General features: G+C 60.3%; 19 protein-coding genes, 1 tRNA gene and 6 pseudogenes. 12 read left to right on the plus strand and 14 right to left on the minus strand.

The features are described from left to right. Nucleotides 1-40 precede the first annotated feature (40 nt). The 6 genes from GKKCFE_RS27315 to rfbB are packed head-to-tail and all read right to left on the minus strand — an operon-like array spanning nucleotide 41 to nucleotide 6,645. Nucleotides 41-1,429 carry a sigma-54-dependent transcriptional regulator gene (locus tag GKKCFE_RS27315; RefSeq protein ID WP_445577332.1) on the minus strand — a complete coding sequence of 463 codons (1,389 nt, stop codon included), beginning with the start codon at nucleotides 1,427-1,429 and terminating at the stop codon, nucleotides 41-43. Continuing rightward, entirely contained in the window at nucleotides 1,426-3,234 is a 1,809-nt protein-coding gene (locus GKKCFE_RS27320; protein WP_445577333.1) for a sensor histidine kinase, read from the minus strand. The genes GKKCFE_RS27315 and GKKCFE_RS27320 overlap by 4 nt, the downstream gene beginning before the upstream one ends. Nucleotides 3,235-3,270: 36 nt before the next feature. Further along, nucleotides 3,271-4,152, minus strand: coding sequence for a dTDP-4-dehydrorhamnose reductase (rfbD, locus tag GKKCFE_RS27325; RefSeq protein WP_047226862.1), 882 nt, complete (start codon nucleotides 4,150-4,152; stop codon nucleotides 3,271-3,273). Beyond that, nucleotides 4,149-4,694 (minus strand): dTDP-4-dehydrorhamnose 3,5-epimerase, encoded by a 546-nt coding sequence (gene rfbC, locus GKKCFE_RS27330; RefSeq protein ID WP_139048818.1) that lies wholly within the window; start codon nucleotides 4,692-4,694, stop codon nucleotides 4,149-4,151. Before rfbC ends, rfbD begins: the two co-directional genes overlap by 4 nt. Beyond that, on the minus strand, nucleotides 4,691-5,563 hold the full coding sequence (gene rfbA / locus GKKCFE_RS27335) for a glucose-1-phosphate thymidylyltransferase RfbA (protein ID WP_445577334.1): 873 nt from the start codon (nucleotides 5,561-5,563) through the stop codon (nucleotides 4,691-4,693). The genes rfbC and rfbA overlap by 4 nt, the downstream gene beginning before the upstream one ends. Beyond that, nucleotides 5,560-6,645 (minus strand): dTDP-glucose 4,6-dehydratase, encoded by a 1,086-nt coding sequence (gene rfbB / locus GKKCFE_RS27340; protein WP_445577335.1) that lies wholly within the window; start codon nucleotides 6,643-6,645, stop codon nucleotides 5,560-5,562. The genes rfbA and rfbB overlap by 4 nt, the downstream gene beginning before the upstream one ends. A gap of 190 nt (nucleotides 6,646-6,835) precedes the next feature. On the opposite strand from rfbB, the gene GKKCFE_RS27345 reads away from it, so the two are divergent. The 9 genes from GKKCFE_RS27345 (at nucleotide 6,836) to GKKCFE_RS27385 (ending at nucleotide 16,496) form a co-directional block, all read left to right on the plus strand. Further along, a complete protein-coding gene (locus GKKCFE_RS27345; RefSeq protein WP_107323077.1) occupies nucleotides 6,836-9,748 on the plus strand; it encodes an aminotransferase in 2,913 nt (970 codons plus the stop codon). Between the two features lie 248 nt (nucleotides 9,749-9,996). Continuing rightward, a complete protein-coding gene (aguB, locus tag GKKCFE_RS27350; protein WP_076383287.1) occupies nucleotides 9,997-10,875 on the plus strand; it encodes an N-carbamoylputrescine amidase in 879 nt (292 codons plus the stop codon). Nucleotides 10,876-10,878: 3 nt separating this feature from the next. After that, entirely contained in the window at nucleotides 10,879-11,985 is a 1,107-nt protein-coding gene (gene aguA, locus GKKCFE_RS27355; protein ID WP_047226868.1) for an agmatine deiminase, read from the plus strand. A gap of 245 nt (nucleotides 11,986-12,230) precedes the next feature. Then, complete coding sequence (locus GKKCFE_RS27360; RefSeq protein WP_047226869.1) at nucleotides 12,231-12,434, plus strand: hypothetical protein; 204 nt, start codon at nucleotides 12,231-12,233, stop codon at nucleotides 12,432-12,434. Nucleotides 12,435-12,773: 339 nt separating this feature from the next. Further along, complete coding sequence (locus tag GKKCFE_RS27365; protein ID WP_188251767.1) at nucleotides 12,774-14,060, plus strand: OprD family porin; 1,287 nt, start codon at nucleotides 12,774-12,776, stop codon at nucleotides 14,058-14,060. A gap of 232 nt (nucleotides 14,061-14,292) precedes the next feature. Then, nucleotides 14,293-15,039 carry a 2OG-Fe dioxygenase family protein gene (locus GKKCFE_RS27370; RefSeq protein ID WP_445577336.1) on the plus strand — a complete coding sequence of 249 codons (747 nt, stop codon included), beginning with the start codon at nucleotides 14,293-14,295 and terminating at the stop codon, nucleotides 15,037-15,039. A gap of 13 nt (nucleotides 15,040-15,052) precedes the next feature. Beyond that, complete coding sequence (locus GKKCFE_RS27375; protein WP_171061302.1) at nucleotides 15,053-15,490, plus strand: GNAT family N-acetyltransferase; 438 nt, start codon at nucleotides 15,053-15,055, stop codon at nucleotides 15,488-15,490. Continuing rightward, nucleotides 15,487-16,200, plus strand: coding sequence for an AzlC family ABC transporter permease (locus tag GKKCFE_RS27380; RefSeq protein WP_047226872.1), 714 nt, complete (start codon nucleotides 15,487-15,489; stop codon nucleotides 16,198-16,200). Before GKKCFE_RS27375 ends, GKKCFE_RS27380 begins: the two co-directional genes overlap by 4 nt. Further along, nucleotides 16,179-16,496 (plus strand): AzlD domain-containing protein, encoded by a 318-nt coding sequence (locus GKKCFE_RS27385; protein WP_047226873.1) that lies wholly within the window; start codon nucleotides 16,179-16,181, stop codon nucleotides 16,494-16,496. Before GKKCFE_RS27380 ends, GKKCFE_RS27385 begins: the two co-directional genes overlap by 22 nt. Here GKKCFE_RS27385 and GKKCFE_RS27390 read toward each other — a convergent pair. Further along, the gene (locus GKKCFE_RS27390) at nucleotides 16,413-17,339 is read right to left on the minus strand and encodes a LysR family transcriptional regulator (RefSeq protein WP_445577337.1); all 927 of its coding nucleotides are present in this window, start codon (nucleotides 17,337-17,339) and stop codon (nucleotides 16,413-16,415) included. The two genes, GKKCFE_RS27385 and GKKCFE_RS27390, sit on opposite strands and share 84 nt — an antisense overlap. Nucleotides 17,340-17,693: 354 nt before the next feature. Between GKKCFE_RS27390 and GKKCFE_RS27395 the strand changes: the two genes are divergently transcribed. Continuing rightward, entirely contained in the window at nucleotides 17,694-18,104 is a 411-nt protein-coding gene (locus GKKCFE_RS27395) for an MbcA/ParS/Xre antitoxin family protein (protein WP_047226875.1), read from the plus strand. Next, nucleotides 18,104-18,781, plus strand: coding sequence for an RES family NAD+ phosphorylase (locus tag GKKCFE_RS27400; protein WP_047226876.1), 678 nt, complete (start codon nucleotides 18,104-18,106; stop codon nucleotides 18,779-18,781). Before GKKCFE_RS27395 ends, GKKCFE_RS27400 begins: the two co-directional genes overlap by 1 nt. Nucleotides 18,782-18,925: 144 nt before the next feature. Here the strand turns inward: GKKCFE_RS27400 and GKKCFE_RS27405 are convergent, their stop codons facing one another. Next, a complete protein-coding gene (locus GKKCFE_RS27405) occupies nucleotides 18,926-20,533 on the minus strand; it encodes a methyl-accepting chemotaxis protein (protein WP_445577338.1) in 1,608 nt (535 codons plus the stop codon). A gap of 231 nt (nucleotides 20,534-20,764) precedes the next feature. Between GKKCFE_RS27405 and GKKCFE_RS27410 the strand changes: the two are divergent. Further along, nucleotides 20,765-21,299, plus strand: a pseudogene (locus GKKCFE_RS27410) (dihydrofolate reductase family protein). Nucleotides 21,300-21,533: 234 nt separating this feature from the next. Here the strand turns inward: GKKCFE_RS27410 and GKKCFE_RS27415 are convergent. The 6 genes and pseudogenes from GKKCFE_RS27415 to GKKCFE_RS27440 form a co-directional block, all read right to left on the minus strand. Then, a pseudogene (locus tag GKKCFE_RS27415) lies at nucleotides 21,534-21,811 on the minus strand (DUF3077 domain-containing protein). Between the two features lie 483 nt (nucleotides 21,812-22,294). Next, nucleotides 22,295-22,370: transfer RNA gene (locus tag GKKCFE_RS27420), tRNA-Thr, on the minus strand. Nucleotides 22,371-22,444: 74 nt separating this feature from the next. After that, nucleotides 22,445-23,265: pseudogene (locus GKKCFE_RS27425) on the minus strand (FkbM family methyltransferase). Between the two features lie 331 nt (nucleotides 23,266-23,596). Continuing rightward, nucleotides 23,597-24,827, minus strand: a pseudogene (locus GKKCFE_RS27430) (methyltransferase). Further along, nucleotides 24,808-25,495, minus strand: a pseudogene (locus tag GKKCFE_RS27435) (ABC transporter permease). The pseudogenes GKKCFE_RS27430 and GKKCFE_RS27435 overlap by 20 nt, the downstream one beginning before the upstream one ends. Continuing rightward, a pseudogene (locus tag GKKCFE_RS27440) lies at nucleotides 25,492-25,572 on the minus strand (ABC transporter permease); the annotation flags it as partial. The pseudogenes GKKCFE_RS27440 and GKKCFE_RS27435, both read right to left, overlap by 4 nt. Nucleotide 25,573 lies beyond the last annotated feature (1 nt).

The following is a 25,573-nucleotide window of genomic DNA, read 5'->3' on the forward strand; positions in this document are numbered from 1 at the left end:
GCCTCTTTTGAAAGGGAAGATGGCAATCACTCAAGCAGACTCAATCGGACTCATAGGCATGGCCCTGGCTGTCGCCGAAGTTCAGCCCATGCTTGCGTAACTTGTCGTGCAAGGTCTTGCGCGGAATGCCCAGGGCTTCGGCGAGGCTGCGCACCGAGCTGTGAGGGCGGGCCAGTTCGGCGGCGATCAGGGTTTTCTCGAAGTTCTCCACCTGCTCGCTCAAGCCGCCGCTGATCACTTCGACCGGGGCACCGGGACTACCGTCGGGCGCGCTGTTGTCCAGGGCCAGTTCCAGACCCAGGGCGAACCGTTCGGCGGCGTTCTGCAATTCTCGCACGTTGCCCGGCCAGCTATGGCGCAGCAGCAATGCCCGTTGGGCCGGTTGCAACTCGTGGGGCGGCAGGCCGTGACGGGCGCTGGCTTCGTCGGCGAAATGCTGGAACAGCATCAGGGCATCCTCACCGCGTTCACGCAGCGGGGGGATACGCAACGGCGCGACGTTCAAGCGGTAATACAGGTCGGCGCGAAAACGACCCTGATCAGCGGCCTGACGCAGGTCTTCCTTGGTGGCGGCGATGACGCGGATGTCCAGCGGGATCTGTTGATTGCCCCCCAGTCGTTCCACTACCCGCTCTTGCAGCAGCCGCAGCAGTTTGACCTGAACATCCAGGCTCATGCTTTCGATTTCATCGAGAAACAGCGTACCGCCGTTGGCGAACTCGAACTTGCCGATGCGGCGCTTCTGCGCGCCGGTGAAAGCGCCGGGCTCATGACCGAACAGCTCGCTCTCCACCACCGACTCGGCCAGGGCTCCGGCGTTGATCGCGACGAAGGGGCCGTTGCGCCGGCCCGACAGATCGTGCAGGGCTCGGGCGACTACCTCCTTGCCGGCCCCGGTTTCTCCGAGGATCAGCACATCGGCGCGGGTCGCCGCTAACGCACCGATCTGCTCGCGCAGGCGCAGTATCGAGGGCGATTGGCCGACGAGCCGGGCGCTGAGTTCATGGCGGTCGCTCAGGGCCAGGCGCAGGCTGCGGTTGTCCAGTACCAGGCGCCGCAAGGCCAGGGCCCGGCGCACGCTGTCGAGCAGGTGATCGCTGGGGAAAGGTTTCTCAAGGAAGTCATAGGCTCCGGCGCGCATGGCCTGGACTGCCAGCGGCACGTCGCCATGGCCGGTGATCAGCAACACCGGCAGCTCCGGGTCCTGGGCATGGAGTTCGCTCAGCAACTCAAGGCCGTCGATGCCCGGCATGCGAATGTCACTGACCACCACACCCGGCCAGTCGCGAGACAGTTGCCCGGCCACGCCTTTGGCCTCGGCCAGGGACAGGACCTTCAGGCCGGCCAGGTCGAGGGTCTGGCTCAAGGCCTGACGCAAGTGGGGATCGTCGTCGATCAACACCACCTCAATCCGGTTATCGATGGTCATACGCTACGGTCCTCGGACGGTTGCAGGCTCACACCGGGCGCGCCAGCGCGCAACTTCAGGGTAATCAGGGCGCCGCCTTCCTTGTGGTTGGCGAACGACAGTTCACCGCCGAAGGCGCGCATCAGGGTGTCGCAAATCGCCAGCCCCAGGCCAAGGCCCTGGGTGCGGGTCTTGGTGGTGTAGAAGGGCTCGCCCGCGCGACCAAGGGCTTCCATGCAAAACCCCGGGCCGTTATCGCGGATGTACAGGTTGACGCCGGTTTCGGTGGCCTGGGCACTGAGCCAGAGTTTGCGCGGCGGGCCTTTTTCAGTCAGGGCGTCGAGAGCGTTGGCCAGCAGGTTGCCGAGCACCTGGCGCAAGCGCGTTTCCCCGGCCTCGACCCACAGCGTGGCGGCCGGCAGGTCGCGGATCAGTTCCACTTCCATGCTGCGCCGGCGCTTGGCGAGCAGTGCCAGGGCATCGTCCAGCGCCGGTTGCAGGGCGACACTTTCCGGGGCGTGACGGTCGCGGCGGGCGAAGGCGCGCAAGTGGGCAATGATCGAGGCCATGCGAGCGGTCAGCTCACTGATCAGCTTGAGGTTGCCTCGGGCGTCCTCGGTACGCTGGTGATCGAGCAATATTTCGGCGTTTTCGGCATAGCTGCGGATCGCCGCCAGCGGCTGGTTGAGTTCGTGGCTGATGCTGGCCGACATGGTGCCCAGGGCTGACAGCTTGCCGGCTTGCACCAGATCATCCTGGGCGCGGACCAGTTCCTGCTGGGCCTGCTCGCGTTCCAGAACCTCTTGCTTGAGTCGCCGGTTCAGGCCTTCCAGGTCACTGGTGCGCTCGGCCACCCGGCCTTCCAGCTCCTGACGGGCCTTGCCTTCGAAGGCGATGCGATCCAGGTAATGCCGCCGGCGCTGCATCATCAACCCGAGCAACAGCATCAGGACCAGCAAGGCCGCACCGCCGATGACCACCACGGTGCGCACCGGACGGTCGATCAGGGTACGCGGGGCGAGAATGCTCACGCTCCAGCCGGTCTCCTCCATGGACTGGGTCTGGATCAGCCAGGCGTTCGCATCCAGGTTCAGCGGTTTGGGGTCGCGGGTCGGGTAGGGCTGTACGGCGCTGATGGACTGGCGCTCCTCGTCACTTAAGGGGCGGGTCGCGCGAAATCGCCATTCTTGTCGCGAAGTGAGGATAACCACGCCGTTGTGGTCGGTCACCAGCAGTTGTTCGGGGGTTTTGCCCCAGAGGCTTTCGGTGTGGTCCAGATCAACCTTGACCACCAGTACGCCGATCACCTTTTCCCGGTCGCGCACGGCAGCGGCGAAGAAGTAACCGCGCTTGGCCGAGGTGGTGCCCAAGCCGAAGAAGCGTCCCAGCCGCCCGGCCATTGCTTCGATGTAATACGGCCGGAAGGCAAAATTGCGTCCGACGAAACTGTCGTGTTTATCCCAGTTCGATGCCGCGAGGGTTTTGCCGGTGGGGTCCATCAGGTACATGACTTCTGCGCCGGTCTGGGCGCTGATGTTTTTCAGCAGTCGATTGGCATTGCCCTGGATGATGCCGTCGTCCGGTGCCAGTAAAGTGGCGCGCAGGGCCGGCAGCTCACCGAGAATCTGTGGCAGCACTTCATAGCGATGCAGGGTGCCCAACAGGTTGGCGACGTAGAGATCGAGGGTCTGGCGGTTCTGCCCCGCCAGTTCACTGCGGTAGTAACGCTCGGCCAGATGTTCCAGCGGCCACAGCAACGGCGCCAGGCACAGCGCAAGCAAGGCCAGGCTGCGCCAGCGGGGTCTGCGGGGAAGAGTGGAATTCATGAGCATCAGGCGCCTGTGGGGACAGGCGCATTATGCCTAGTGTCCGGCGGCAAGGCACTGGTGCAGCGCGCTTTGCCAGTCTGGCTGACTTACACCCCATTGCTGAAGCAGGCGTGTGCAATCCAGACGCGAGTTCAGCGGGCGTGGGGCCGGGGTCGGGTAAGCACTGGAGGGGATGGGCTCAAGCACCGCGCAGGGTTTGTGCTGCTCGATCAGGTGCTCGCCGATGGCCTGGGCAAAGCCGAACCAGGACGTTTCACCCTGCGCCGTCAGGTGGTAAGTCCCCCAGGCGCCGCACCGGCCGGCCTGCCAACGTTCAATCAAGTGGGCGGTGCTGTCGGCGATAGTCCCGGCCCAGGTCGGTGCGCCGATCTGATCGTCCACCACCCGCAGGTGCGATTTTTCCTGCAGCAGGCGTTGCATAGTCAACAGGAAGTTGCGGCCTTCGTTGGAGTACACCCAACTGGTGCGCAAAATCAGGTGCTGCCCGGCGACGTGGCGAATGGCGTCCTCGCCGGCCAGCTTGCTGCGCCCGTAGACACTCAGCGGGTTGGGCGGGTCGGTCTCGGTGTAGGGCTCAGGCTTGCGACCATCGAAGACGTAATCGGTGGAGTAGTGGATCAGCGGGACACCCAACTCGACCGCCACTTGAGCCAGGACGCCCGGCGCCGTGGCATTGATGGCGAAGGCCCGTTCCGGTTCGCTCTCGGCCTGGTCGACGGCGGTGTGGGCGGCGGCGTTGATGATCAGGTCAGGCCGCAGGGCAGTGATGGGCGAACGAAGGTGATCGGGGCGCGCCAGGTCGAGTTGGTCGCTGCCGCGCACGATCAACTCAGCCATGCCGGCCAGGCGCGACTGGAGTGCTCGGGAGACCTGGCCGTTCTGACCGATGATCAGGATGCGCAAGGAGGTACTCATGGGAACAGGTCGGCCTCGTGCAGAGCCTTGCCGGCCTGGTCCTTGGGTGACAGGATCGGCGCACTCTCCAGTTCCCAGTCGATGGCCAGGTCCGGATCATCCCAGCGAATGCAACGCTCGGCCGAGGGCGCGTAGTAGTCAGTGGTCTTGTAGAGGAAATCAGCGTAATCGCTGAGCACGACGAAGCCATGGGCGAAGCCTGGTGGGACCCACAGTTGCCGATGGTTCTGCGCTGACAGGCGTACGCCCACCCATTGCCCGAAAGTGGCCGAACTGCGACGAATGTCCACCGCCACGTCGAGCACTTCCCCAGCAATGACCCGCACCAGTTTTCCCTGGGCCTGTTCGATTTGATAATGCAGGCCGCGCAACACGCCCCTGGCCGAGCGCGAGTGGTTATCCTGGACGAACTGCAACGCGCAGCCAGTGGCCTCGGCGAACGCCCGAGCGTTGAAACTCTCATAGAAAAAGCCGCGATCATCACCGAAAACCTTCGGTTCGATGATCAGGACTTCAGGCAGGCGGGTGGCGATGACGTTCAACGTGTCTCTCCAGCGATCTGGAACAGGTATTGGCCGTAGCCGGTCTTGCCAAAGTACTGGGCGCGCTCAAGGATGTGCTCGCGGCTGACCCAGCCCTGTTGGTAGGCAATTTCTTCCAGACAAGCGACTTTCAAACCTTGGCGGTGCTCGATGGTTTGCACATATTGCGAAGCCTCCAGCAGGCTGTCGTGGGTGCCGGTGTCCAGCCAGGCGAAACCACGGCCGAAACGCTCGACGTGCAGGTCGCCGCGGTGCAGGTAGGCGTTGTTGACGTCGGTGATTTCCAGTTCGCCTCGTTTGGAAGGTTTGATGGTCTTGGCGATCTGGATCACGTCGTTATCGTAGAAATACAGGCCGGTTACCGCGTAGCTGGATTTGGGCGCGGTAGGTTTTTCTTCAATGGATATGGCCCGCCCTTGAGCATCGAAATCGATCACGCCAAAACGCTCAGGGTCTTTGACCCAGTAACCGAATACCGTCGCGCCCGTCTGCCGGGCGGCGGCCGTCTGCAGTTGTTCGCCGAAATGCTGCCCGTGAAAAATGTTGTCGCCCAGGATCAGGCACACCGGATCGTTGCCGATAAATTGCTCGCCGATCAGGAACGCCTGGGCCAGACCATCGGGCGATGGCTGCTCGGCGTATTGAAATTGCACGCCAAACTGACTGCCGTCGCCCAACAGATTGCGGTATTGCGGCAAGTCCTGAGGGGTGGAAATCACCAGGATGTCCTTGATGCCGGCGAGCATCAGCACCGAAATCGGGTAATAGATCATCGGCTTGTCGTAAACCGGTAGTAACTGCTTGGAAACCCCAAGGGTAATCGGGTGCAGTCGGGTGCCGGAGCCGCCGGCCAGAACAATGCCTTTCATCGTGCAATCGCATCCTTGTTGTCGAGCGAGCCCAGGCGCTCGCCCTGATAGCTACCGTCCTGGACACGTCGGCACCACAGCAGGTTTTCGAGGTACCACTGCACGGTTTTACGCAGGCCGGTCTCGAAGGTTTCCCGGGGCGTCCAGCCCAGTTCACGCTCGATCTTGCCGGCATCGATGGCGTAGCGCAGGTCGTGGCCGGGGCGGTCTTTGACGAAGGTGATCAGGTCGGCATAGTGCTCCACGCCGTCGGGCTTGTGGGGCGCCAGTTCTTCGAGCAAGGCGCAGATGCCGCGCACCACGTCGATGTTCTTCTGTTCATTGTGGCCGCCGATGTTGTAGGTCTCGCCCACGGCACCTTCGACCACGACCTTGAGCAGCGCCCGGGCATGGTCTTCGACGTACAGCCAGTCGCGCACTTGTTGGCCGTCGCCGTATACCGGCAACGGCTTGCCGGCCAGGGCATTGAGGATCACCAGCGGAATCAGCTTCTCGGGAAAGTGAAACGGCCCATAGTTGTTGGAGCAGTTGGTCAGCAGCACGGGCAAGCCGTAAGTGCGTTGCCAGGCGCGTACCAGATGGTCGGAAGCCGCCTTGCTCGCCGAGTACGGCGAGCTGGGGGCGTAGGCGGTGGTTTCGGTGAACAAATCATCCACGCCGTGCAGGTCGCCATACACTTCGTCGGTGGAAATGTGATGGAAACGAAACGCGCGCTTCTGCGGCTCGGCCAGGGTCTGCCAATAGGCGCGGGTGGCTTCCAGCAGGCTGTAGGTGCCCACGATATTGGTCTGGATGAAGTCCGCCGGGCCGTCGATGGAGCGGTCGACGTGGGACTCGGCCGCCAGATGCATGATGGCCTCAGGCTTGAACCTTGCCAGTATCGCACTGACCGTCGGTTGATCGACGATATCGGCCTGGACGAACTCGTAGCGGCTGTCGTGCTCGATGCTGCTCAGCGATTCGAGATTGCCAGCATAGGTCAGCTTGTCGAGGTTCAGGACCTGATGTCCAGTCTCCAGGATCAAGTGCCGTATAAGCGCCGAGCCGATAAAACCGGCACCGCCAGTGATGAGAATGCGCATCCGATCAAGCCTTTTTCCGTGGAACAACAAAGCATTGGAGCATAGCTTGTCGGCATGGCGAGGGCGGTGCAAGCAGGATATTTCCGGGCACGCTCACGCGCTTGGCAATTCACCTGCGGCAAAGGGGTTGCTTATCCCCCGACTCAATGGCGAGATAGACATCCGATAAAACCACCTCAGGGGTCGTTGTATGCCACTCGCTACGTTGGTTCACCGTGCCAGTTTGCCAAGCCCACAGATCAGTGCCGAACAGGCGCTGGTGCTGCTGCGCTCGAATTACGGACTCAGCGGTGACCTGCGACCCTTGGGCAGCCAGCAGGACCTCAACTATCGCGTCGACAGCGAGCGCGGACGGTTTGTGCTGAAGATTTGCCATGGTGACTATGCCGTCCAGGAACTCCAGGCCCAGCATGCCGCCCTCAAGCACCTGGCCGAGCACGGCGCGGTAAAAGTGCCGCGGGTGATCGCCGCCAATAATGGCCAGGACCTGTTGACCCTGGAGCTCGCAGGACAAGCGGTTCATGTGCGACTGCTGGAGTACATCGACGGCCAGTCGCTTACCCAGCTTAACCATTGGGGACCTGAACTGGTCACGGGGCTGGGGCGCTTGTGCGCACAAATCGACCTGGCGCTGGCCACGTTCGATCACCCTGGCCTGGAGCGCACCCTGCAATGGGACGCCCGCCACGCCAATGCACTGGTCGGCCATCTGCTGCCCGTCATCGACGATGATCAAGAACGCAACCTGATCGCTGAGGCGGCGCAACAGGCCGAACGCCGCTTGCAGCCGCTCAAGGCCAGCCTGCCGGTGCAGGCGATCCACATGGACATCACCGATGACAACGTGGTCTGGCAGCGCGATGCCCAGCGCCAATGGCAATTGCAGGGCGTCATCGATTTCGGCGACCTGATCCGCACCTGGCGCGTTACCGATCTGTCGGTGACCTGTGCAGCCTTGTTGCACCATGCCGACGGCGATCCGTTTTTCATCCTGCCGGCGATCAAGGCTTACAACGCGCTCAACCCGCTGCAATATGAGGAGCTGCTGGCGCTTTGGCCGCTGATCGTTGCCCGCGCTGCCGTGCTGGTGCTCAGCGGTGAACAGCAGGTATCCATTGACCCGGAAAATCAATACAGCCGCGATAATCTGGACCATGAGTGGGAGATTTTCCGAATTGCTCAGTCGGTCCCGTTCGAACTGATGGAAGCGGCGATCCTCACGTCCGTGGGCCACCATCTGCCACCCGTTGCCAGTGAAGGCTTTGTGCCGCTGTTGCCGACCTTGGTGGGCCGCGAGTTCGCCCTGATCGACCTGGGTGTCCTGAGCCCGCATTTCGAAGCCGGTAACTGGGAGCAGGAGGGGATCGACCAGCGTCTGCTGAGCGAAGCCGCCGCGGTCCATGGATTGGCCGCCAGCCGCTACGGGCAGTACCGATTGTCTCGGACTCGGCCGGACAGCGCCGTTGAACCGGATACTTATCCATTACACGTAGAATTGCAGGTGCCGCGGGGCACGCCGCTGGAATCGCCGTTCGCCGGGGTGGTGCACAAGGCTGCCGACGGCATGTTGCAACTGGACAGCGTGCAACTGAGCATTCGGCTGTGGGGCGTGACATCGCCGCTGCATTCCGGGGCTGCGCTGGTCAAGGGCCAGGTCTTGGGCGAAGTCGATGGACCGTTGCGGGTGCAGTTGTGTCGCGGCGCTCAGCTCAATCCGCCGTTGTTCTGCACGCCATCCAGGGCGCCGGCCTGGCAGGCGCTCTGCCCCTCACCAGCGGTGCTGCTGGGACTGGCCTGCGATGCCGAGCCAGAGATCGACCCCCAGCAGTTGCTGGCCCGTCGCGATGCGAGCTTTGCCCGTTCGCAGAAGCACTATTACGTTGATCCGCCGCGCATTGAGCGCGGCTGGCGCAATCACCTGATCGACATGCAGGGCCGCTCCTACCTGGACATGCTCAACAACGTCGCGGTACTGGGGCACGGGCATCCGCGCATGGCGGCGGTGGCCGCCCGGCAGTGGTCGCTGCTCAACACCAACTCCCGCTTTCACTATGCCGCGATTGCCGAGTTTTCCGAGCGCTTGCTGGCGCTGGCGCCGCCCGGCATGGATCGGGTATTTCTGGTCAACAGTGGCACCGAGGCCAACGACCTGGCGATCCGCCTGGCCTGGGCCTACAGCGGCGGCCGGGACATGCTCAGTGTGCTGGAGGCCTATCACGGCTGGTCGGTAGCGGCCGATGCGGTCTCGACGTCCATTGCCGACAACCCTCAGGCCCTGAGCAGTCGCCCGGATTGGGTGCATCCGGTGACCGCGCCAAACACTTATCGCGGTGAATTCCGCGGCCCCAACAGCGCGCCGGACTACCTGCGCAGCGTCGAGCACAACCTGGCAAAAATCGCCGAACACAAGCGCCAGCTCGCTGGCTTCATCTGCGAACCGGTGTACGGCAATGCTGGCGGGATTGCATTGCCGCCAGGGTATCTGAAGCAGGTCTACGCGCTGGTGCGCGAGCGCGGCGGCGTCTGCATCGCTGACGAAGTGCAAGTCGGCTACGGGCGCATGGGCGAATTTTTCTGGGGCTTCGAAGAACAGGATGTAGTACCGGACATCATCACCATGGCCAAGGGCATGGGTAACGGCCAGCCGCTGGGAGCGGTCATCACCCGTCGGGAAATCGCCGAGGCGCTGGAAGCAGAAGGGTATTTCTTCTCGTCAGCCGGCGGCAGCCCGGTCAGTTGCCAGATCGGCATGGCCGTGCTGGACGTCATGGAAGAAGAAAAACTGTGGGAAAACGCCCGGGCAGTGGGTGGGCATTTCAAGGCCCGCCTGCAAGCTTTGATCGACCGATATCCGTTGGTCGGTGCGGTGCATGGCTCCGGTTTTTACCTGGGCGTGGAACTGATCCGCAACCGCGACACCCTTGAGCCGGCCACCGAAGAAACCACGGCGCTGTGCAATCGCCTGCGGGAGCTGGGTATTTTCATGCAACCGACCGGCGACTACCTGAACATCCTCAAGATCAAACCGCCGATGGTCACCACCCGCCAGAGCGTGGATTTCTTTGTCGATATGTTGGTGAAGGTGTTGGACGAGGGGCTTTGACTAACTGAGGCAAACGCTTTCCCTGTGGGAGCGGGCTTGCTCGCGATAGTGGTGAACCCGTCTGCAGCGATGTCAGATGGGGGATCGCATTGCGAGCAGGCTCGCTCCCACAAGGTTTTGCGTGGTTGATAGTTCGATTTTTGTCGGTATTTTTTGCGACTGGCGTGTGGTTTTAAATCTGTATCGCTTCTAAAGTCGATTTTTATCGGTTATAAAGTCGGCACCACACATGCTCTGGAGCTCCCTTCATGAGTCGTATCGTCACCGTTGCCGCCACCCAGATGGCCTGTTCCTGGGACCTGGAGGCCAATATCGAGATCGCTGAACAGCAGGTTCGCGAGGCCGCTGCCAAAGGGGCGCAGATCATCCTGCTTCAGGAGTTGTTCGAGACGCCGTACTTTTGCCAGAAGCCCAACCCGGACTACCTGCAATTGGCGACTCCGGTCGAAGATAACGTCGCCATCAGGCATTTTCAGAAAGTTGCCAGGGAGCTTCAGGTCGTCTTGCCCATCAGCTTTTTTGAACGGGCCGGTCGTGCGCGTTTCAACAGTATTGCGATCATTGATGCCGACGGCCGTAACCTGGGGGTATACCGCAAGAGTCACATCCCGGACGGTCCTGGCTACCATGAGAAGTACTATTTCAACCCTGGCGATACCGGTTTCAAGGTCTGGAATACCCGCTACGCCAGGATCGGCGTGGGCATCTGCTGGGACCAGTGGTTTCCCGAGTGCGCCCGCAGCATGGCGCTGCAAGGTGCGGAAATCCTGTTTTACCCGACCGCCATTGGCAGCGAGCCGCACGACAAGAGCATTTCGTCCCGCGATCACTGGCAGCGCGTGCAACAAGGCCATGCCGGCGCGAACGTAATGCCGCTGGTGGCCAGCAACCGCATCGGCAACGAAGAGCAGGATGGCTACGACATCACGTTCTACGGCTCCTCGTTCATCGCCAATCAGTTCGGTGAAAAGGTCCAGGAATTGAACGAAACCGAAGAAGGCGTGCTGGTGCACAGCTTTGACCTGGACGAGCTGGAACACATTCGCAGTGCCTGGGGCACTTTCCGTGATCGTCGTGCGGACCTGTACGGCTCGATCAAAACCCTCGATGGCTCACTGGAGTCCTGATTTATGACAACGTTGCACAGCACTCCCCGCGCGGATGGTTTCCACATGCCTGCCGAGTGGGCACCCCAGACCCAGGTCTGGATGGTCTGGCCCGAGCGCCCGGACAACTGGCGCCTGGGCGGCAAGCCCGCGCAGGCCGCTCATGTGGCGGTCGCCAAAGCCATCGCCCGCTTCGAACCGGTAACCGTGGCGGTGTCCGCGAACCAATACGAAAATGCCCGGGCGCATCTCGACGTGCCGAATATCCGCGTGGTGGAAATGTCCAGCGACGATGCCTGGGTCCGGGACACTGGCCCGACGTTTGTCATCAATGATAGTGGCGAAGTGCGCGGCGTCGACTGGGATTTCAACGCCTGGGGTGGGTTTGACGGTGGCCTGTATGCGCCGTGGAACCGGGATTCGCAAGTGGCCAGCAAGATTCTCGAGATCGAACGTAGCCCGCGTTACCGCACCGAAGGCTTCGTGCTTGAGGGCGGCTCAATCCACGTCGATGGCGAGGGCACCCTGATCACCACCGAGGAATGCCTGCTCAACCGCAATCGCAACCCGCACTTGAGCCGCGAAGACATCGAGGCGGTGCTCAGCGCGCAGTTGGCGGTGGACAAGATCATCTGGCTGCCGGACGGCCTGTTCAACGACGAAACCGACGGGCATGTGGATAACTTCTGCTGCTACGTGCGCCCTGGCGAAGTATTGCTGGCCTGGACCGATGACCCGCAGGACCCGAACTACGCCCGCTGCCACGCCGCGATGGACGTCCTGCAAAACAGCACTGACGCCAAGGGACGCCCGTTCACAGTGCACAAAATGCCAATTCCGGGGCCGTTGTATGCCACTGAAGAGGAATGCGCCGGCGTGGACGCGGTGCAGGGTTCCCAGGAGCGCAATCCGACCGTGCGGTTGGCCGGTTCCTACGTGAATTTCCTGATCGTCAACGGCGGCATCATCGCACCGAGTTTCGACGATCCACTGGATGGCCCGGCGAAGGCGCTTCTGCAAGGGCTTTTTCCAGAGCACGAAGTGGTCATGGTGCCGGGGCGCGAACTGTTACTGGGGGGCGGAAACATCCACTGCCTTACCCAACAACAGCCTGCGCCGCGCACAAAATGAGTGGTGATGTAACAGCCAGGTAATAGCGCTGGCGGCAGCTCTGCGCCGGGCTTTTTGGATCCATTTTGCTTTAGCCCGCGGCCTGATTGGGGATGCGGGCTTTTTTATGTCTGCAGATCGGCAGTGCAGGCACATTGGCATAGCTCTTGTATCTGTATCCCGGCAGTTCTGGGGAGCGGAGCTGAGTTGTTTTGTCATAAACCTTGGATAAATTGGCCGCTCATCAACCAGGAGAGGGCGCTGGAATGAATATGATAAGCGAGCGCACATACCATCCCTTGGCCGTTGTCAATGGTGAGTCGCTTAAAGCTTTGGCACAGTGGTTGAAGTCCAACGGAACGCGTCAGACCAGAGAACCCGATCCGCGTCGGATGATCATGGAACGCTACCCGGATGGCCTGTTCAGCGAGGCTGAGCTGGAAGCACTGTGGGACGTGATGCAAGGATAGAATTCGACGGATTGAGAAAAGGCGCTGGCCAGGATGGCAGCGCTTTTTTTGTGGCTGATGGTTCTGTGTTGAACACTGAGCCCATTTGAAGGTTGTTTTTAGAAGTTTTTCGCCTGATTACAGACGATTCACGAAATTGACACATCATTGAAGGCGGGACTAGGATTCGTCCACGCCTGTGGCTAACAGCCATGACTCTTAAATAATAAAAAGGCCCGCCACGATCATTCGTGGGCGGGCCTTTTCATTATTTTCAGGAGCAAGAGTCCGAAAAAGAGCGCAAAAGCGCCGTTTCGGCTGCCGTCGCAGTGCGTATCAACCCGTATAAGGAAAATAATCATGTTGAACAAGCGCATTGCTCTGATCGCACTGGGGATTTTAAACACGACATATGCCATGGCCAGCGACCAGGCTGAGTCCAAGGGGTTCGTTGAGGACAGCAGCCTGAACGTGCTGTTACGCAACGCCTATATCAATCGCGACTACAAAAACGGTAATGAAGACAAAGCCGAATGGGGGCAGGCCGCCATCGGAACGTTCTCGTCCGGCTTTACCCAAGGCACTGTCGGTGTAGGGGTGGACGCCTTCGGACTGTACGCGCTGCGTCTGGATGGCGGCAAAGGTCGCAGCGGTGCGGGCGGCATCGACTTCTTCAAGCAAGGCGACAGCGGCAACGCGGCCGATGACCTGTCCAAGTTTGGTGCGGCGGTCAAATTCCGTGTTTCCAATACCGTGTTGGCCTACGGTGACCAGATGCCGGCGTTGCCGGTGCTGAGCTACGACAACTCGCGCCTGCTGCCGGAAAGCTACACCGGCACGCTGATCACCTCCAAAGAGATCAAGGGCCTGGAGCTGAACGCTGGACGTTTCACCGCCGAGTCGCGCAAGAGCGCCGAGGGTCGTGACAGCGGTGGCCTGAAGTCGATCAACGTATTGGGCGGCAGCTATCAGTTCACCGAACAGTTCAAGGCTTCGCTCTACGCCTCGGATGTCGAGGACGTGTTGAAGAAGCAGTACGTGAACGCCAACTACGTATTCCCGCTGGCCAAGGATCAATCCCTGACCCTGGACTTCAACGGCTATCGCACCAAGCTGGACAACAGCTATGTTCGCGAAAACAACGTTACCGGCGACGACAACAAGATCTGGAGCCTGGCCGCCACCTTCGCCACCGGCCCGCACAGTTTCACCCTCGCTCACCAGCGCAGCACTGGTGACAGCAACCTGGGCTACGCCTATGGCGGTTATCAGCGCGGGCAGAATCGTGTAGGGGACGGCGGCAATACGATCTACCTGGCCAACTCCTACTGGTCCGACTTCAATGCTGAAGACGAGCGCAGCTGGCAACTGGGTTATGGCCTGGATTTCACCACGTTCGGGATTCCCGGTCTGACGTATAACGTTGCTTATGTGCGTGGCGATAACATCACCACCTCCACCAGCGAAGGTGGCACCGAGCGCGAGATCTTCAACCAGTTCAAGTACGTGGTCCAGAACGGTCCCGCCAAAGACCTGAGCGTGCGGTTGCGCAGTTCCTTCCTGCGTGTTTCGCAGAAATCCAGCGAGTACAACGTCAGCGGCAATGAGCTGCGGGTGTTCGTGGATTATCCGATCAGCGTCTTCTGATGCCTGATCACGTTACAAGCGTCTGATGAAAAACCCCGAGCGCAAACTCGGGGTTTTTTCTTTGGACGGCAAAAAAACGTTGGAACAGTCTGTTTTCCCGAGAAAAAGTCGTACTAATGAAACATTGTCCACCGTTTCAAGCATGGCTTGAAATGCCTCAAATACTTTCTCATGGACGTAAATCCTGTACCTATTAGATTAGGCTGCTCAATGCAGTGGAGACCTATGAAAAATGATCGTTCTGAACAGGGAAGTAGGCGAAGCGCTGAGGCGTGACAAATACGTCAACGTCCGCGGTGGAGACTTCAATCTCTACGGTCATTTCGGCGACTTTGTCCGGCTGACCAAGAGCTGGGAAAACATGGAGCCCGACAGCTACTACGGCCAGGCCGAGTCAGGCATGCGTTTTCGCCGCTATAGCGACTTCGAATACAACCCCAGGACCCGCGACCTTACGCAGCTCGAGCATCGGGCCTACATTCAGTCCAAGGCCAACAACAGCTATGTCGGTGGACTGGAGCGGCACTTCCAGGACTTTTCCAACGAAGTGATCAACTCACCGGTGATACGCAGTCTGATCGACACGGACTTTGAGGTGTACAAGAACGTCCTTCCTCAGGAGCTGCACGAGGAAATCTGGCAGTGCCAGATCCACCAGATCCGTATCGAGATCAAGCCGGGCAAGCAACTGGAAATCACCCCTGAAGGGATCCATTGCGACGGGTATCCGTTCAGCGGCGTGCACTTCTGGGGCCGTCATAATGTGGCCGGCGCAGAGAGTCGTCTGTACACCGCCCAGGAAGAACAACTGGCGGCGATTACCTACGAGGACATTCTCGACACCACGTTTTTCCTCGACCGCGACATGCGCCATTACGTCACCCCGGCCCGGAACGTCCACAGCCATGAAATGGCTTTCAGGCAGATCCTGGCGATTTCCTTCTCGCGGCCCGGGACCGCTTTCGACATTGTTCGCTGAACAGCTCGAACCCATGGACGATCTGGAGCAACAGGTTCTGTTGCGCCGGGCAATGGTCAGGGACGCCGAACGACTGGAGCAGTTTTTTCGCGGTTTCGACGAAGTGTCGTTCTGCGAGTGGCAGGATGCCCGATTCTTGCGCGGGGTATTGTTGCAGGACACCACCACCGCGTACCTGGCCGTCGATGTCAGCGGTGAAGTGGTGGGGGCGGTGATTGGCGGCATGCTCGGCACCCGTGGCACCATCAATCACCTGGCCGTCAGCCCGGGGCATAGAACCCGAGGCTTGGGCCAGCGTCTGGTGGAGGCTGCATCGGCCGACATGAAACGGGTCGGCGTACTGCGCATGTTCCTGTTCGTCGACGATGCTAATCTGGCCGGCAAGCGGTTTTGGGCAGCCCAAGGCTTTTGTGAGCCTCGGGGTGAAATCACTTTCGAGAGGGATCTATGAGCAAGACTTCCAGCCAGCCGCTGGTGGTCGAACCACAAGCCTCGCGTACCTTTGCTGAAGCCAGTCCGGTGGTAGCGGGTTATTTTACGGTTTCGTTTGTGTTCGGTCTGATGGCGGTCAACGCCGGGTTGCCCTTGTGGCTGCCGGTGGCGATGTGCCTGTTCGTTTACGCGGGCGCTTCGCAATTCGCGGCACTGGCGTTGATTTCCAGTGGCGCATCGCTGACCACCATCGTGCTCACCACCTTTCTGATCAACGCGCGACACATGCTGATGTCGGTCTACATGGCCAAGGCATTGCGTGCGCTGGGGCTCAGTCGTTTCGAGCGCTGGTGCTACGCGGCGGGGCTTACGGACGAGTCGTTCGCTTTCCACAGCGTCAAGCTCGGCACCGGTGCGCCGGTCAGCGTGCGTTACCTGATCGGCTTCAACCTTTTTTGCCACACCTCCTGGGTGCTGGGTGGCTTGTTGGGAGCGGTGTGTGCGCAATACGCGGCGCACCTGATCAAATACCAGCTCGACTACGCCCTGACTGCGATGATGCTCTACGTGCTGGTTTCGTTGTGCAATACCCGTAACAAACTGATCGCTGCCCTGGCGGCGGTCGTCTGCATGGGCGGGCTGAGCCTGCTGGGCAGCTCGCCGTTCAATGTCTTCATTGCCACGTTCGTTGGCTGCGGGGTGGGCGTATGCCTGACCAAACGTTCCTGATTCTGGTCGTGGCCCTGATGATGGCGGTGACCTTTCTTCCACGGGCCCTGCCGCTGCAGGTCAATACTGAAAACTGGCCACCGTTCGTCGCCCGCGCCCTGGAATACCTGCCGGTGGCGATCGTCGCTGCCATCAGCCTCACCCCGTTGTTGATCAAGGATCAGCAGATACAACTCGACCGCCCGGAATTCTATGCCGCGATTCCGACGCTGTTATGTGCGTATTTCAGCCGCAACCTGTTTCTCAGTGTGGCGGTGGGCACGGCGGCGTACATCGCGCTCGGTTCGTTCCTTTAGCGTCAGATCCACAACATCGTGCAGCGCCTGGCCGGACAACTCTGGATTATTCACCGCCAGGCGGACCTCGAGGAAATCCTCGAAGTCCGGGAAAATCGTCAAGTCGTTACGCAGCGCCGCTTCCCGGGACACCAGCCCCAGGCCATCGAGTTGGGTAATCAACGACAATGTCAGCGTTTCACTGCAGGAATACACCATCCGCTGACTCGAGCCGTACTCGCCCAGGCCGGCATCCAGGAAGCGAAGGAAACTGTGGGAATACGGACATTCCTCGGCCGGACGCACCTGAAACTTATCGCCGAGCAAACCGAGGGAGTCGTCCTCTTCGCCACAATGGGCGCCGACCACCTGCACCTGGACGTCCGGCATTGTGATGCTGGAAAAGCCGCTCTGCTGCGGACCGATCAGGATCGCCAGGTCAAAATCTTCGTTCTTGAGCTTGCTCAGGTTCTCCATCGACTCGGCGTAGCTGAACTCCAACTGATACTGGGGAAACACGGCGATCAGCCGATCGATCATCCGCCGGTTGAACTCCGCCGGCAGCGTGGTATTGAGCGCCACTCTCAGCGTGCGCTCCCGAGGCGTCTTCAGCGCCGCGACCTTCTCTTCCAACTGCCGCGTGGCAACCAGCACCTGATCCATGAACGGCGTCAGTTCCGAGCCTTGGCTCGTCAACGTCAGGCCCTTGTTCGACCGCCGGAACAACCGGAAGCCGAACTGCTCCTCAACTTTGTTCAACTGTGCCGCCAATGCCTGCACCGTGAGGCACGAATGTTCCGCCGCCGCCGACAAGGAGCCGGTCTGCACGATGCGCATGAGGTTGCGTAAGGTTCTGCTATCCATGAGGTAATGCCCTCTGCTTAAGTGGGCTCGCTATTGTTGTGCACCTGGCCCGGTCAGGCAGTGCATGCCGGCTATCATCATGTACCTTGCCACGGTTGTCGCGGTTTTGTGGCGAAAAGCTCCGGCAGACGATGGTTGGAGCTTATGCGGGATTTGGGTTTTTTGCCTGATCAACGGTAATCGGGGCGGTCAGCGAGTCCGTAAGTGGCTGGAGCAGAGAAAATTCCTGCACACAGCTTGCTGAATGGTTCAGGTTGAGGGTGGTAAAAATCCGTCTGCGAATAAAAAATAATAATTTATCCGTATTTGTACTACTCTCTAGGTGTCACCCCCTAGCAATGGAGCCCAAATTTTATGGCAACCTCCTCCATCACCCTCAACGCGCAGCAACAATTGGACTCCCCGGACGCGGGTCGGGTCGCGTTGAAGTTTTTCTTCAATCTCATGGCGTTGTGGGGCTGCAGTGTCGAGCAGCAGCGCACATTGCTGGGCAAGGTAGGCAACACGACTTTCTATAAGTACAAGCAATTACCGGAGAACGTCAGGCTGCCTCACGACACACTGGAGCGCATTTCCTACCTCATGGGTATTCACAAGGCGCTGAGCATCATCTTCAGCAACAGCCGGGACCGCGCTTACCAGTGGGTCAACAGCCCTAATACCGCTGCGCCCTTCAACGGCCAGTCGGCACTGGCCTACATGCTTGCCGGGCGGGTGGTGGACATTGCCGATGTGCGGCGTTACCTCGACGGAGTGCGCGGTTGATGACGCCACCACTGGCGGACCCGCAATGGAAGCGTGCCTACCGGATCGTCAACAGCAGCTTCCCGCCGATTGCGCTGTTCGAAGACGTGCTCGATCCCGAGGACCTGCCCACCGCGTATGCCCTGGAAGCACTGACCAACGATCGGCTCATGGAAGAAGCCGGGGTGCTGTCCCGGGTACGCCCCGAGGACCGCATTTCCGGGCCCGGCTCCTCGCCGGTGATGGCCGCGTTTACCCATATCGGCAAAAGCAGCCGCTTCAGTGACGGTACCTTCGGCGTCTACTACGCCGCCAGCAGCCAGGAAGCGGCCATTGCCGAGACCTGCTACCACCAGGCGCGATTCCTCGGAGCGACCAACGAGCCGGATCTGGAATTGACCATGCGCACTTACGTCAACAAGGTCATCAAGCCGCTGCACGACATCCGCCAAGATTACCCGCACCTGCACGACCCGGATCCCACCGCCTACGGTCCGTCCCAGGTGTTCGCCCGGCAACTGCGCGAAACCTTGTCCTGGGGCTTGCTGTACAACAGCGTCCGCCTGCCCGGCCACGAATGCGTGGCGGCGTTTCGTCCACCGGCGGTTTCGATTCCGGTGCAGGGCAAGCATATCCGTTACGTCTGGAGCGCCCAGAAGCGGGAGATTTCGTTTGTGTTTGAGGTGAGCGAGGTGTGAGGCAGGTCTTTAGGGTGTTTTGGCTGGGCAATAATTATTGCCCAGCCAAAATTTTCAATAATTCGCGAGTATTGAAAGCACAGGCTGCTACACAGCCGAGCGAGAGCAAGCGGCCTCGCCACAAAAGTGGGGCCGGCCGATTGATCAAATCTTGAACTGCTGCACCGAAGACTGCATCGACCCCGCCGCATCGTTCAATTGATCCGCTGTTTGCGTCAGGTTGTGAATCGAGCGGGTGTTCTCGCGGGACTGCGCGGCAATCGACTCCACCCTCTGAGCCATTTCATCGCTGGCCTTCGATTGTTCGGCAATGGTCTGGGAAATTTCCTCCACCACTTCTGCCGCATGCCGGGCGCCTGTGCGGATTTCGCTGATGGACACCCCGGCCTGCTGGGCCAGTGAGACGCCTTCGTCCACGCGGCTGACGCAAGCCTGCATGTTCGCCACCGCATCCCGGGCGCTGGTCTGGATGCGCTCGATCATTGCGGTGATTTCCTGAGTGGACTGGGTGGTGCGCGCTGCCAGGTTACGCACCTCATCGGCCACCACCGCAAAGCCGCGCCCCGCCTCACCGGCGCGGGCGGCTTCGATGGCGGCGTTGAGGGCCAGCAGGTTGGTTTGCTCAGCGATGCTCTTGATCACCTGAATGATGGAATGAATGTCTTCGGACGACGCATCCAGCGCGGTGATCTTGCTGGACGACTGATTGACCACCTCGGCGATCCGGCTCATGCCCTCTACCACCCCAAGAATCACTTGCCCGCCGCTGCTGGCCAGTTGTTCGGACTGCGCTGAAATCGTCCGGGCGCTGTCGGCGTGCTGATGGATCTGGCTGATGTTCGCCATCATCTGCTCCATGCTCGCCGCCATGCTGGTGGCGCTCTGAGCCTGCTGATCGGCGCTGGACACAATCTGCCGCGCCGTATCGCCCAATACGCGCGACGTGCCATGCAACTCGTCACTCTGGCTGCGGATCGTGGCGATCATTTGCCGCAGGTTGATCTGCATCTGCTCGATCACACCTTGCAACTGACCCAGCTCATCCTTGCTTTGAGCTCCCATCGAGCGCTGCAAATCCCCTTGGGAAATAGCCTGGGTATTGAGGATGATCTTGTTTAGCGGCGTGAGCACCGCCTTGAGCAGGCTCCAGGACAACAGCGCCAACGCCACGCAGGTGGCCAGCAATGTGAAAACCAACCAGCGCTCCGACGTTTGAATGCTGTGGTCCTGATGCTCGCGGGTGGCATGGGCCTGGCTCTCGATCAACTCACTCACCGCCTCGTTACGCTCCTCCAGCGCCGAAAACGCCCCGTCGAACTCCGTCCGCAGCGCCCGGCCATCCTGGGCACCCTCCAACGCCTTATCGATCACCTGCTGAGCCGATGCAATATAGGTTTCCACTTGCGGCTTCAGCTCGGTAATAGCCTGAGCGATCGCTTGCGGCAACTGGGCCTCGGCATTCTCGGCGATGACCTTGCGCATCCGTTGCGCATGCTCATCGAACGCCTCCCTCACCTCCTTGGCTCCCGCGGCATCCCCCGGCGCCACCAGCAAAGCGGCCAACACATCGCCACGAATGGCGTCGTGCATCATGTCCGCCTCCATGTGCTTGCGCATGGCCGAAATACTGGTCTCGCTACGCGCCAGGGCGCTGGTCATGCTGATATAGCCCCACAACCCGATACCGCCGAGCACGAGGGCAAAGAAAAGGCTGATCAACCCCGAGCCTATGATCTTGGTCCTGATCTTCATCGCCTACTACTCCAGAGAGAGCGGGATTTCAGGGCAAGTGTAGTTGAGGGCCGGCGGAGCGCTCGGAGGTTCGCTTTGATTGCTTCGGGCGCTCACGCCCGCTTGCGATAACGCCAACGACCTGCGGGCCCGAAGACAAGCGATGGAGCGATTGCACAATGGATGATCAATGCCAGCAGGTGTTTCTCGACGCCGGGCATCGAAATACCCCGTATGAATAAGGAGATCCTGATGGCCACTGCACATGTTTTCATTGCCACCAGCCTGGATGGCTTCATCGCCAGGCCCGACGGTGACATCGACTGGCTTTTACAGCGCGATGATCAAACCGAGGACCATGGCTACTCAGACTTCATCGCTGACAAGGACGTGATCGTGATGGGGCGCGGAACCTATGAGAAGGTCCGGACCTTCGACACCTGGTTCTACGAGCGCCCCGTGGTGGTGCTGTCTGAAAGCCTGTTGGATGCGCCAGTGCCCGAAGCGCTGAAGGGCAAGCTCCGGTTCTCTAGCCTCGCGCCCAAGGACGTGATGGAGGAACTGACGAGACAAGGCGTACGTCGGGTCTATGTCGATGGCGGACAGGTGGTGCAGTCATTCCTGCGCGATGGATTAATCACCGACATGGTGATTACCACTGTACCTGTGCTGATCGGCTCCGGAAGGCCATTGTTCGGGCTCTTGAGCGGGACGTAGATCTGAAACTGGTATCCAGCCGCTGGTTTACTTCGGGGTTGGTGCAGTTACCTATCGCTTGGCGACATGATGCGCTTGCGTGGGTATTGGGCCGCAGCGCCAGAGCGTTCCCGTAGGAAAATGGGGGACAGACCATGGTTGATTTGGTATCCGCCTATTCATTACTGCCAGTAATCGTGCTCTGTCCGTAGCCCCCGTGGCGAGGGAGCTTGCTCCCGCTGGGCTGCGAAGCAGCCCTTCTTTAATCCGCTCCTGCAAATACAATTCAATGCTGCCCCCTTGGAGCAGCATTGCCCCGCGGCTCTTAAGCCGGATGACTCCCCGGCGCCTCCAGCACCTTCACCATGTCATCGATGACGGCTTTGCTCATATCCTGCAAATAACACGACGCCCAGGCGTACCGATCCGTGCTGCGAATCATCGCCGCGTCCTCGGCCAGAGCTTGGCAACGTGGAGCAGGTCGGAGGCGTGGGATAAGGCTTCGCCGATGGGAATGCCGCTGTTGATGCGGAAGAGGGGGCGGTCGGAGTGGTAAGAGAAGGGGGTCAGGCCTGGGGTTTTGAGGTCGTGCGGGTTTGGCATTGTCTGGCTCCTTGACTGTGAGAGCCGCAACCTTCCTTTCCTACGGGATTGGGTGGCGGCCATGCACGGGGTAGGAAAACCGGGAATCAAGGCACCCGGCACACCCGAAGGTGTCCCGCGCACAGCCGCCATAACGCATATCGCAGACACAAAAAGCGCCTGCAATAGTAAGCGAGGCGCAGCTGATACGCCTTGATTTACTTCGGGTTTCCTACGCCCGGTCGCTGAATTGGCAGCGACAGTTGGAGGTAGCGGTCGATTGGATAGGGGACAATCGTGGCGCCATGCTGGCGGGGGCTAGAAATTATGTGTCCGGGATTAACGCATCTGGGGCGGCGGGGCGAGCTTGCGCCTGTATGGCAGAGTGTCGGTGTGATGGCCTCATCGCGATAGGCTCGCTCCCACAGTATTCAGTGTGTGGATTGAAAGTGGATGTGCAGAAACAACAAAGCCCTCGCATTTCTGCGAGGGCTTCGTTTTGTATGGTGCCGGCACCAGGAGTCGAACCCGGGACCTACTGATTACAAGTCAGTTGCTCTACCAACTGAGCTATACCGGCGTGTGGGCGACGATTATAGCGATTGGGTGCGTTCTGTAAACCCCTGAATTCTGACTATTTTTGCAGGACCTCGCTCAGGCGCGGCGCACGAGGTTGCGCACTTTCTGCAAGGTTCGCCAGGTACGGCTGTTTTGCAGGGCATGGAGTTGGGCTTCGGCCCGTTCGGCGCGTTGCAGGGCGGCGGTGAGTTGTTGGTCGGGTTCGCTCAGGGATGGCTGAATTTGTGGCCTTTGCAGAACTGGAACCCGTCGAGGTTGCACGGGGGGATGTCGAAAGCGGGTTTGAGCGCCAGGTGTTCTTCGGCGAGGTAAAAGGTGTTGAGGCCGTCGAACAGGATGGAGTGATAGCCGGCTTCGTGACGAGGGTTTCCCAGGTCTGGTCGCGGGCCCATGGGTTTCGATGAGGATAATCCAGGGGCGCCAGCGGGTGAAGTCCATGCCGCGCAGCACGGTATCTTCGTGGCCTTCGACGTCGATTTTCAGAAAGTGGATGGGCGGTTCTGGGCGTATTGCTCGCAGATCGAAGTCAGGGTGCGGGACTGGACGGTCTGCTTGCTTACCTTCATGCCCGCGTCGCGGTGCTGTTGGGCGACGCTGGCTTCGACGGTGGACAGACCCGTGTCGGCGATGGTGTAGAAGGTCAGGCTGTCGGCGTTTTCGCCGGCTACGCATTGCAGGTTGATGTCGTTTGGCCGTTCTTGGCAGAGAGCGTCGTAGTAGGCCTGCACCGGTTCGATGTTGATCCCGTGCCAGCCGTGATCGTAGAACGCCCGGGTCACGGAATCATCTGTTGGATGATTGGCGCCTACGTCCAGATAAAAGCCGTTTTCCACCGATTGAAGGGCGCGCCACAGGCGTATGTCTTCGAAGTTCTGTGCGTAGGAAATGAACGTCACGGCCAGTCCTTGTGTGTGTCGGCATTGTGTCAATCACGATACGAAAGGCTGTTGTACTGCACAGGCGCGATGGGCGCAATTGTTGGCGTGTGGGAGCACTGAGTTCGGCGGTTATGTCGTTTTGCTTGAACGCTTATGCACAACGGGCGGGGTGGGGCGACTGCCATCTTGCGATTTTGTGACAGCTTTCTCGTTTGCTCGCAAATGCCTGTTTTAATGGTTTTTTATCCATATGAACAAAAAATGACCAGCCTCGCTTCCAGCAGAAAATCGCGGATTAATTGGATCCAAGACAATTTCATCAACAGAGTTATCCACAGGCTGTTTCGTGTCAGCGACGTTCGGCCAGCAGCATCAGATTTCGCGGCGTGAGGGGCGTTTCGCAGAAGGTGCCGAGGCGGACGCGGTAGTTTTCCTGGCTGAGGAAAAGCGCCCGATCCAGCACCAGCCACAGCTCAAGAGGCCGCCGGAAAAGGCCGCGGACCAATTCCAGGTTGCGCACTTGGGCCAGGCGTTGATGGCCGGCCGCTTCCAGTGCCGACCAGTCAGGCGAGCCGACTGTGGATAAGTCTTTCAGGGCTGCCAGATCGGTGCAGTACTCGATGAAGGATTTTTCCAGCCAGGCGCTGGGGAGCGAGGGGGTGGGCAGATACTCGTCGCGGCCCCGGATCTGTCGTTGCAGCAGGTCAAAGCAGGCGCCGAGCCATGGACTGGTCCCGTTGCCGCCGGATGCGGGCGCCGGCGGTGACCGTTTCGGTCAGTGGCAGGCTGAGATCATCGAGCGTTAGCTGTAGGACCGAACCCTTGGCGACGTCGGACAGCGGTTGATAACGTTCAGCACTGATGCGGTTGTAGCAGCACGGGGCGATTGCCAGTTGCGTGCAACCAGCGGCGCTCGCCAATTGCATCAGGCGCACATGCAGGTCGCCGCAGGCGTGCAGGGCTACCGGTGTGTGTTCAGGGCGGATCGCCAGGACTGCCTCTGCCGCCAGCACGTCTTGCTGCAAGTGCGTGGCGGGCAGACGGTGGCGTTGGCTCAGTTGCTGGCCGCTGGCGATCAGGGCTGGGTCGTATTCCAGGCAAGTCAGTTGTTGTTCAGCCTGCAGCAAGCGTCGGCCAAGATGACCTTTGCCGGCGCACCAATCGAGCCAGTGGGTCGGTTTGGTAGCGAAGTGCAGGCGGCTGGCGAAGGCTTCGATTTGCTGCCATTTGCGCCCTGGCACGTCGACGCTGAGGCGATGGGCGGCGGTTTCGAGCTCTTTGCCCGGCAGTTCTGCGACGACGCTCAAGGCATGGGAAGTGGCCGCCAGTTCTGGAAATGGCGCGGGTGCATGTTGAATCAGCCAGGGTTGGTGATGGTCGTTTTCTGCGTCTTCCAGCGAACGCTGGCGTAGCCATTGGGCCAGCTCAGGGTAGGACCGTTCCCATGGCAGTTGCAGATGGGTGAACGGACGCGGTTTCCACAATGCCTGGTGCGTTGTGAGAAAAGCATCCAGCGCGGTGAAACGGGCGAGTAGCGCCTCGCCCGTCAACACGCCGCTGTCAGCGCCCTTGGCAGGCATCGACGCGCAACCAGCGCTCCAGCTGTTTGAAGCCCTGCACCAGCACGAACGCCATCAGCAGGTAGAACATGCCGGCCGCGAAGAAGATTTCCACCGGCAGGTAGGTCCGAGCAATGATGGTCCGGGCCATACCGGTCAGCTCCAGCAGGGTCACGGTGCTCGCCAGGGCGCTGGCCTTGAGCATCAGGATCACTTCGTTGCTGTAGGCCGGCAGACCGATGCGCGCGGCGCGAGGCAGGATGATGTAGAACAACGCCTTGGGTCGGGACATGCCCAGGGCTCGCGCGGCTTCGATTTCACCACGAGGGATGGCCTGGATCGCGCCGCGCAGGATCTCGGCGATGTAGGCGGCGGTGTGCAGGGTCATGGTGGCCGTGGCGCACCAAAACGGATCCCGCAGATAGGGCCACAGCGAACTGCTGCGCACGGCGTCGAACTGCGCCAGACCGTAGTAGACCAGGAACAGCTGAACCAATAACGGCGTGCCACGGAAAAAGAAAATGTAGGCGTAGGGTAACGCCCGCACGTACCACAGGCGTGAGGAGCGGGCGATGCCCAGCGGAATCGCAAGCAGCACCGGCGATCACGGCGATGGCGACCAGCTCCAGGGTCAGTGTCGCGCCTTGGGCCAGTTTCGGCAGCCACTTGATGATGACTTCCCAGTTCATTGGGTGCTCCTGGCAAAGCCGCGGGCGGCACGTCGTTCCAGAAAATGCATGCCGATCATGGCCAGCACGGTAAGGCCC

It is taken from the genome of Pseudomonas sp. E141 (assembly GCF_052659885.1).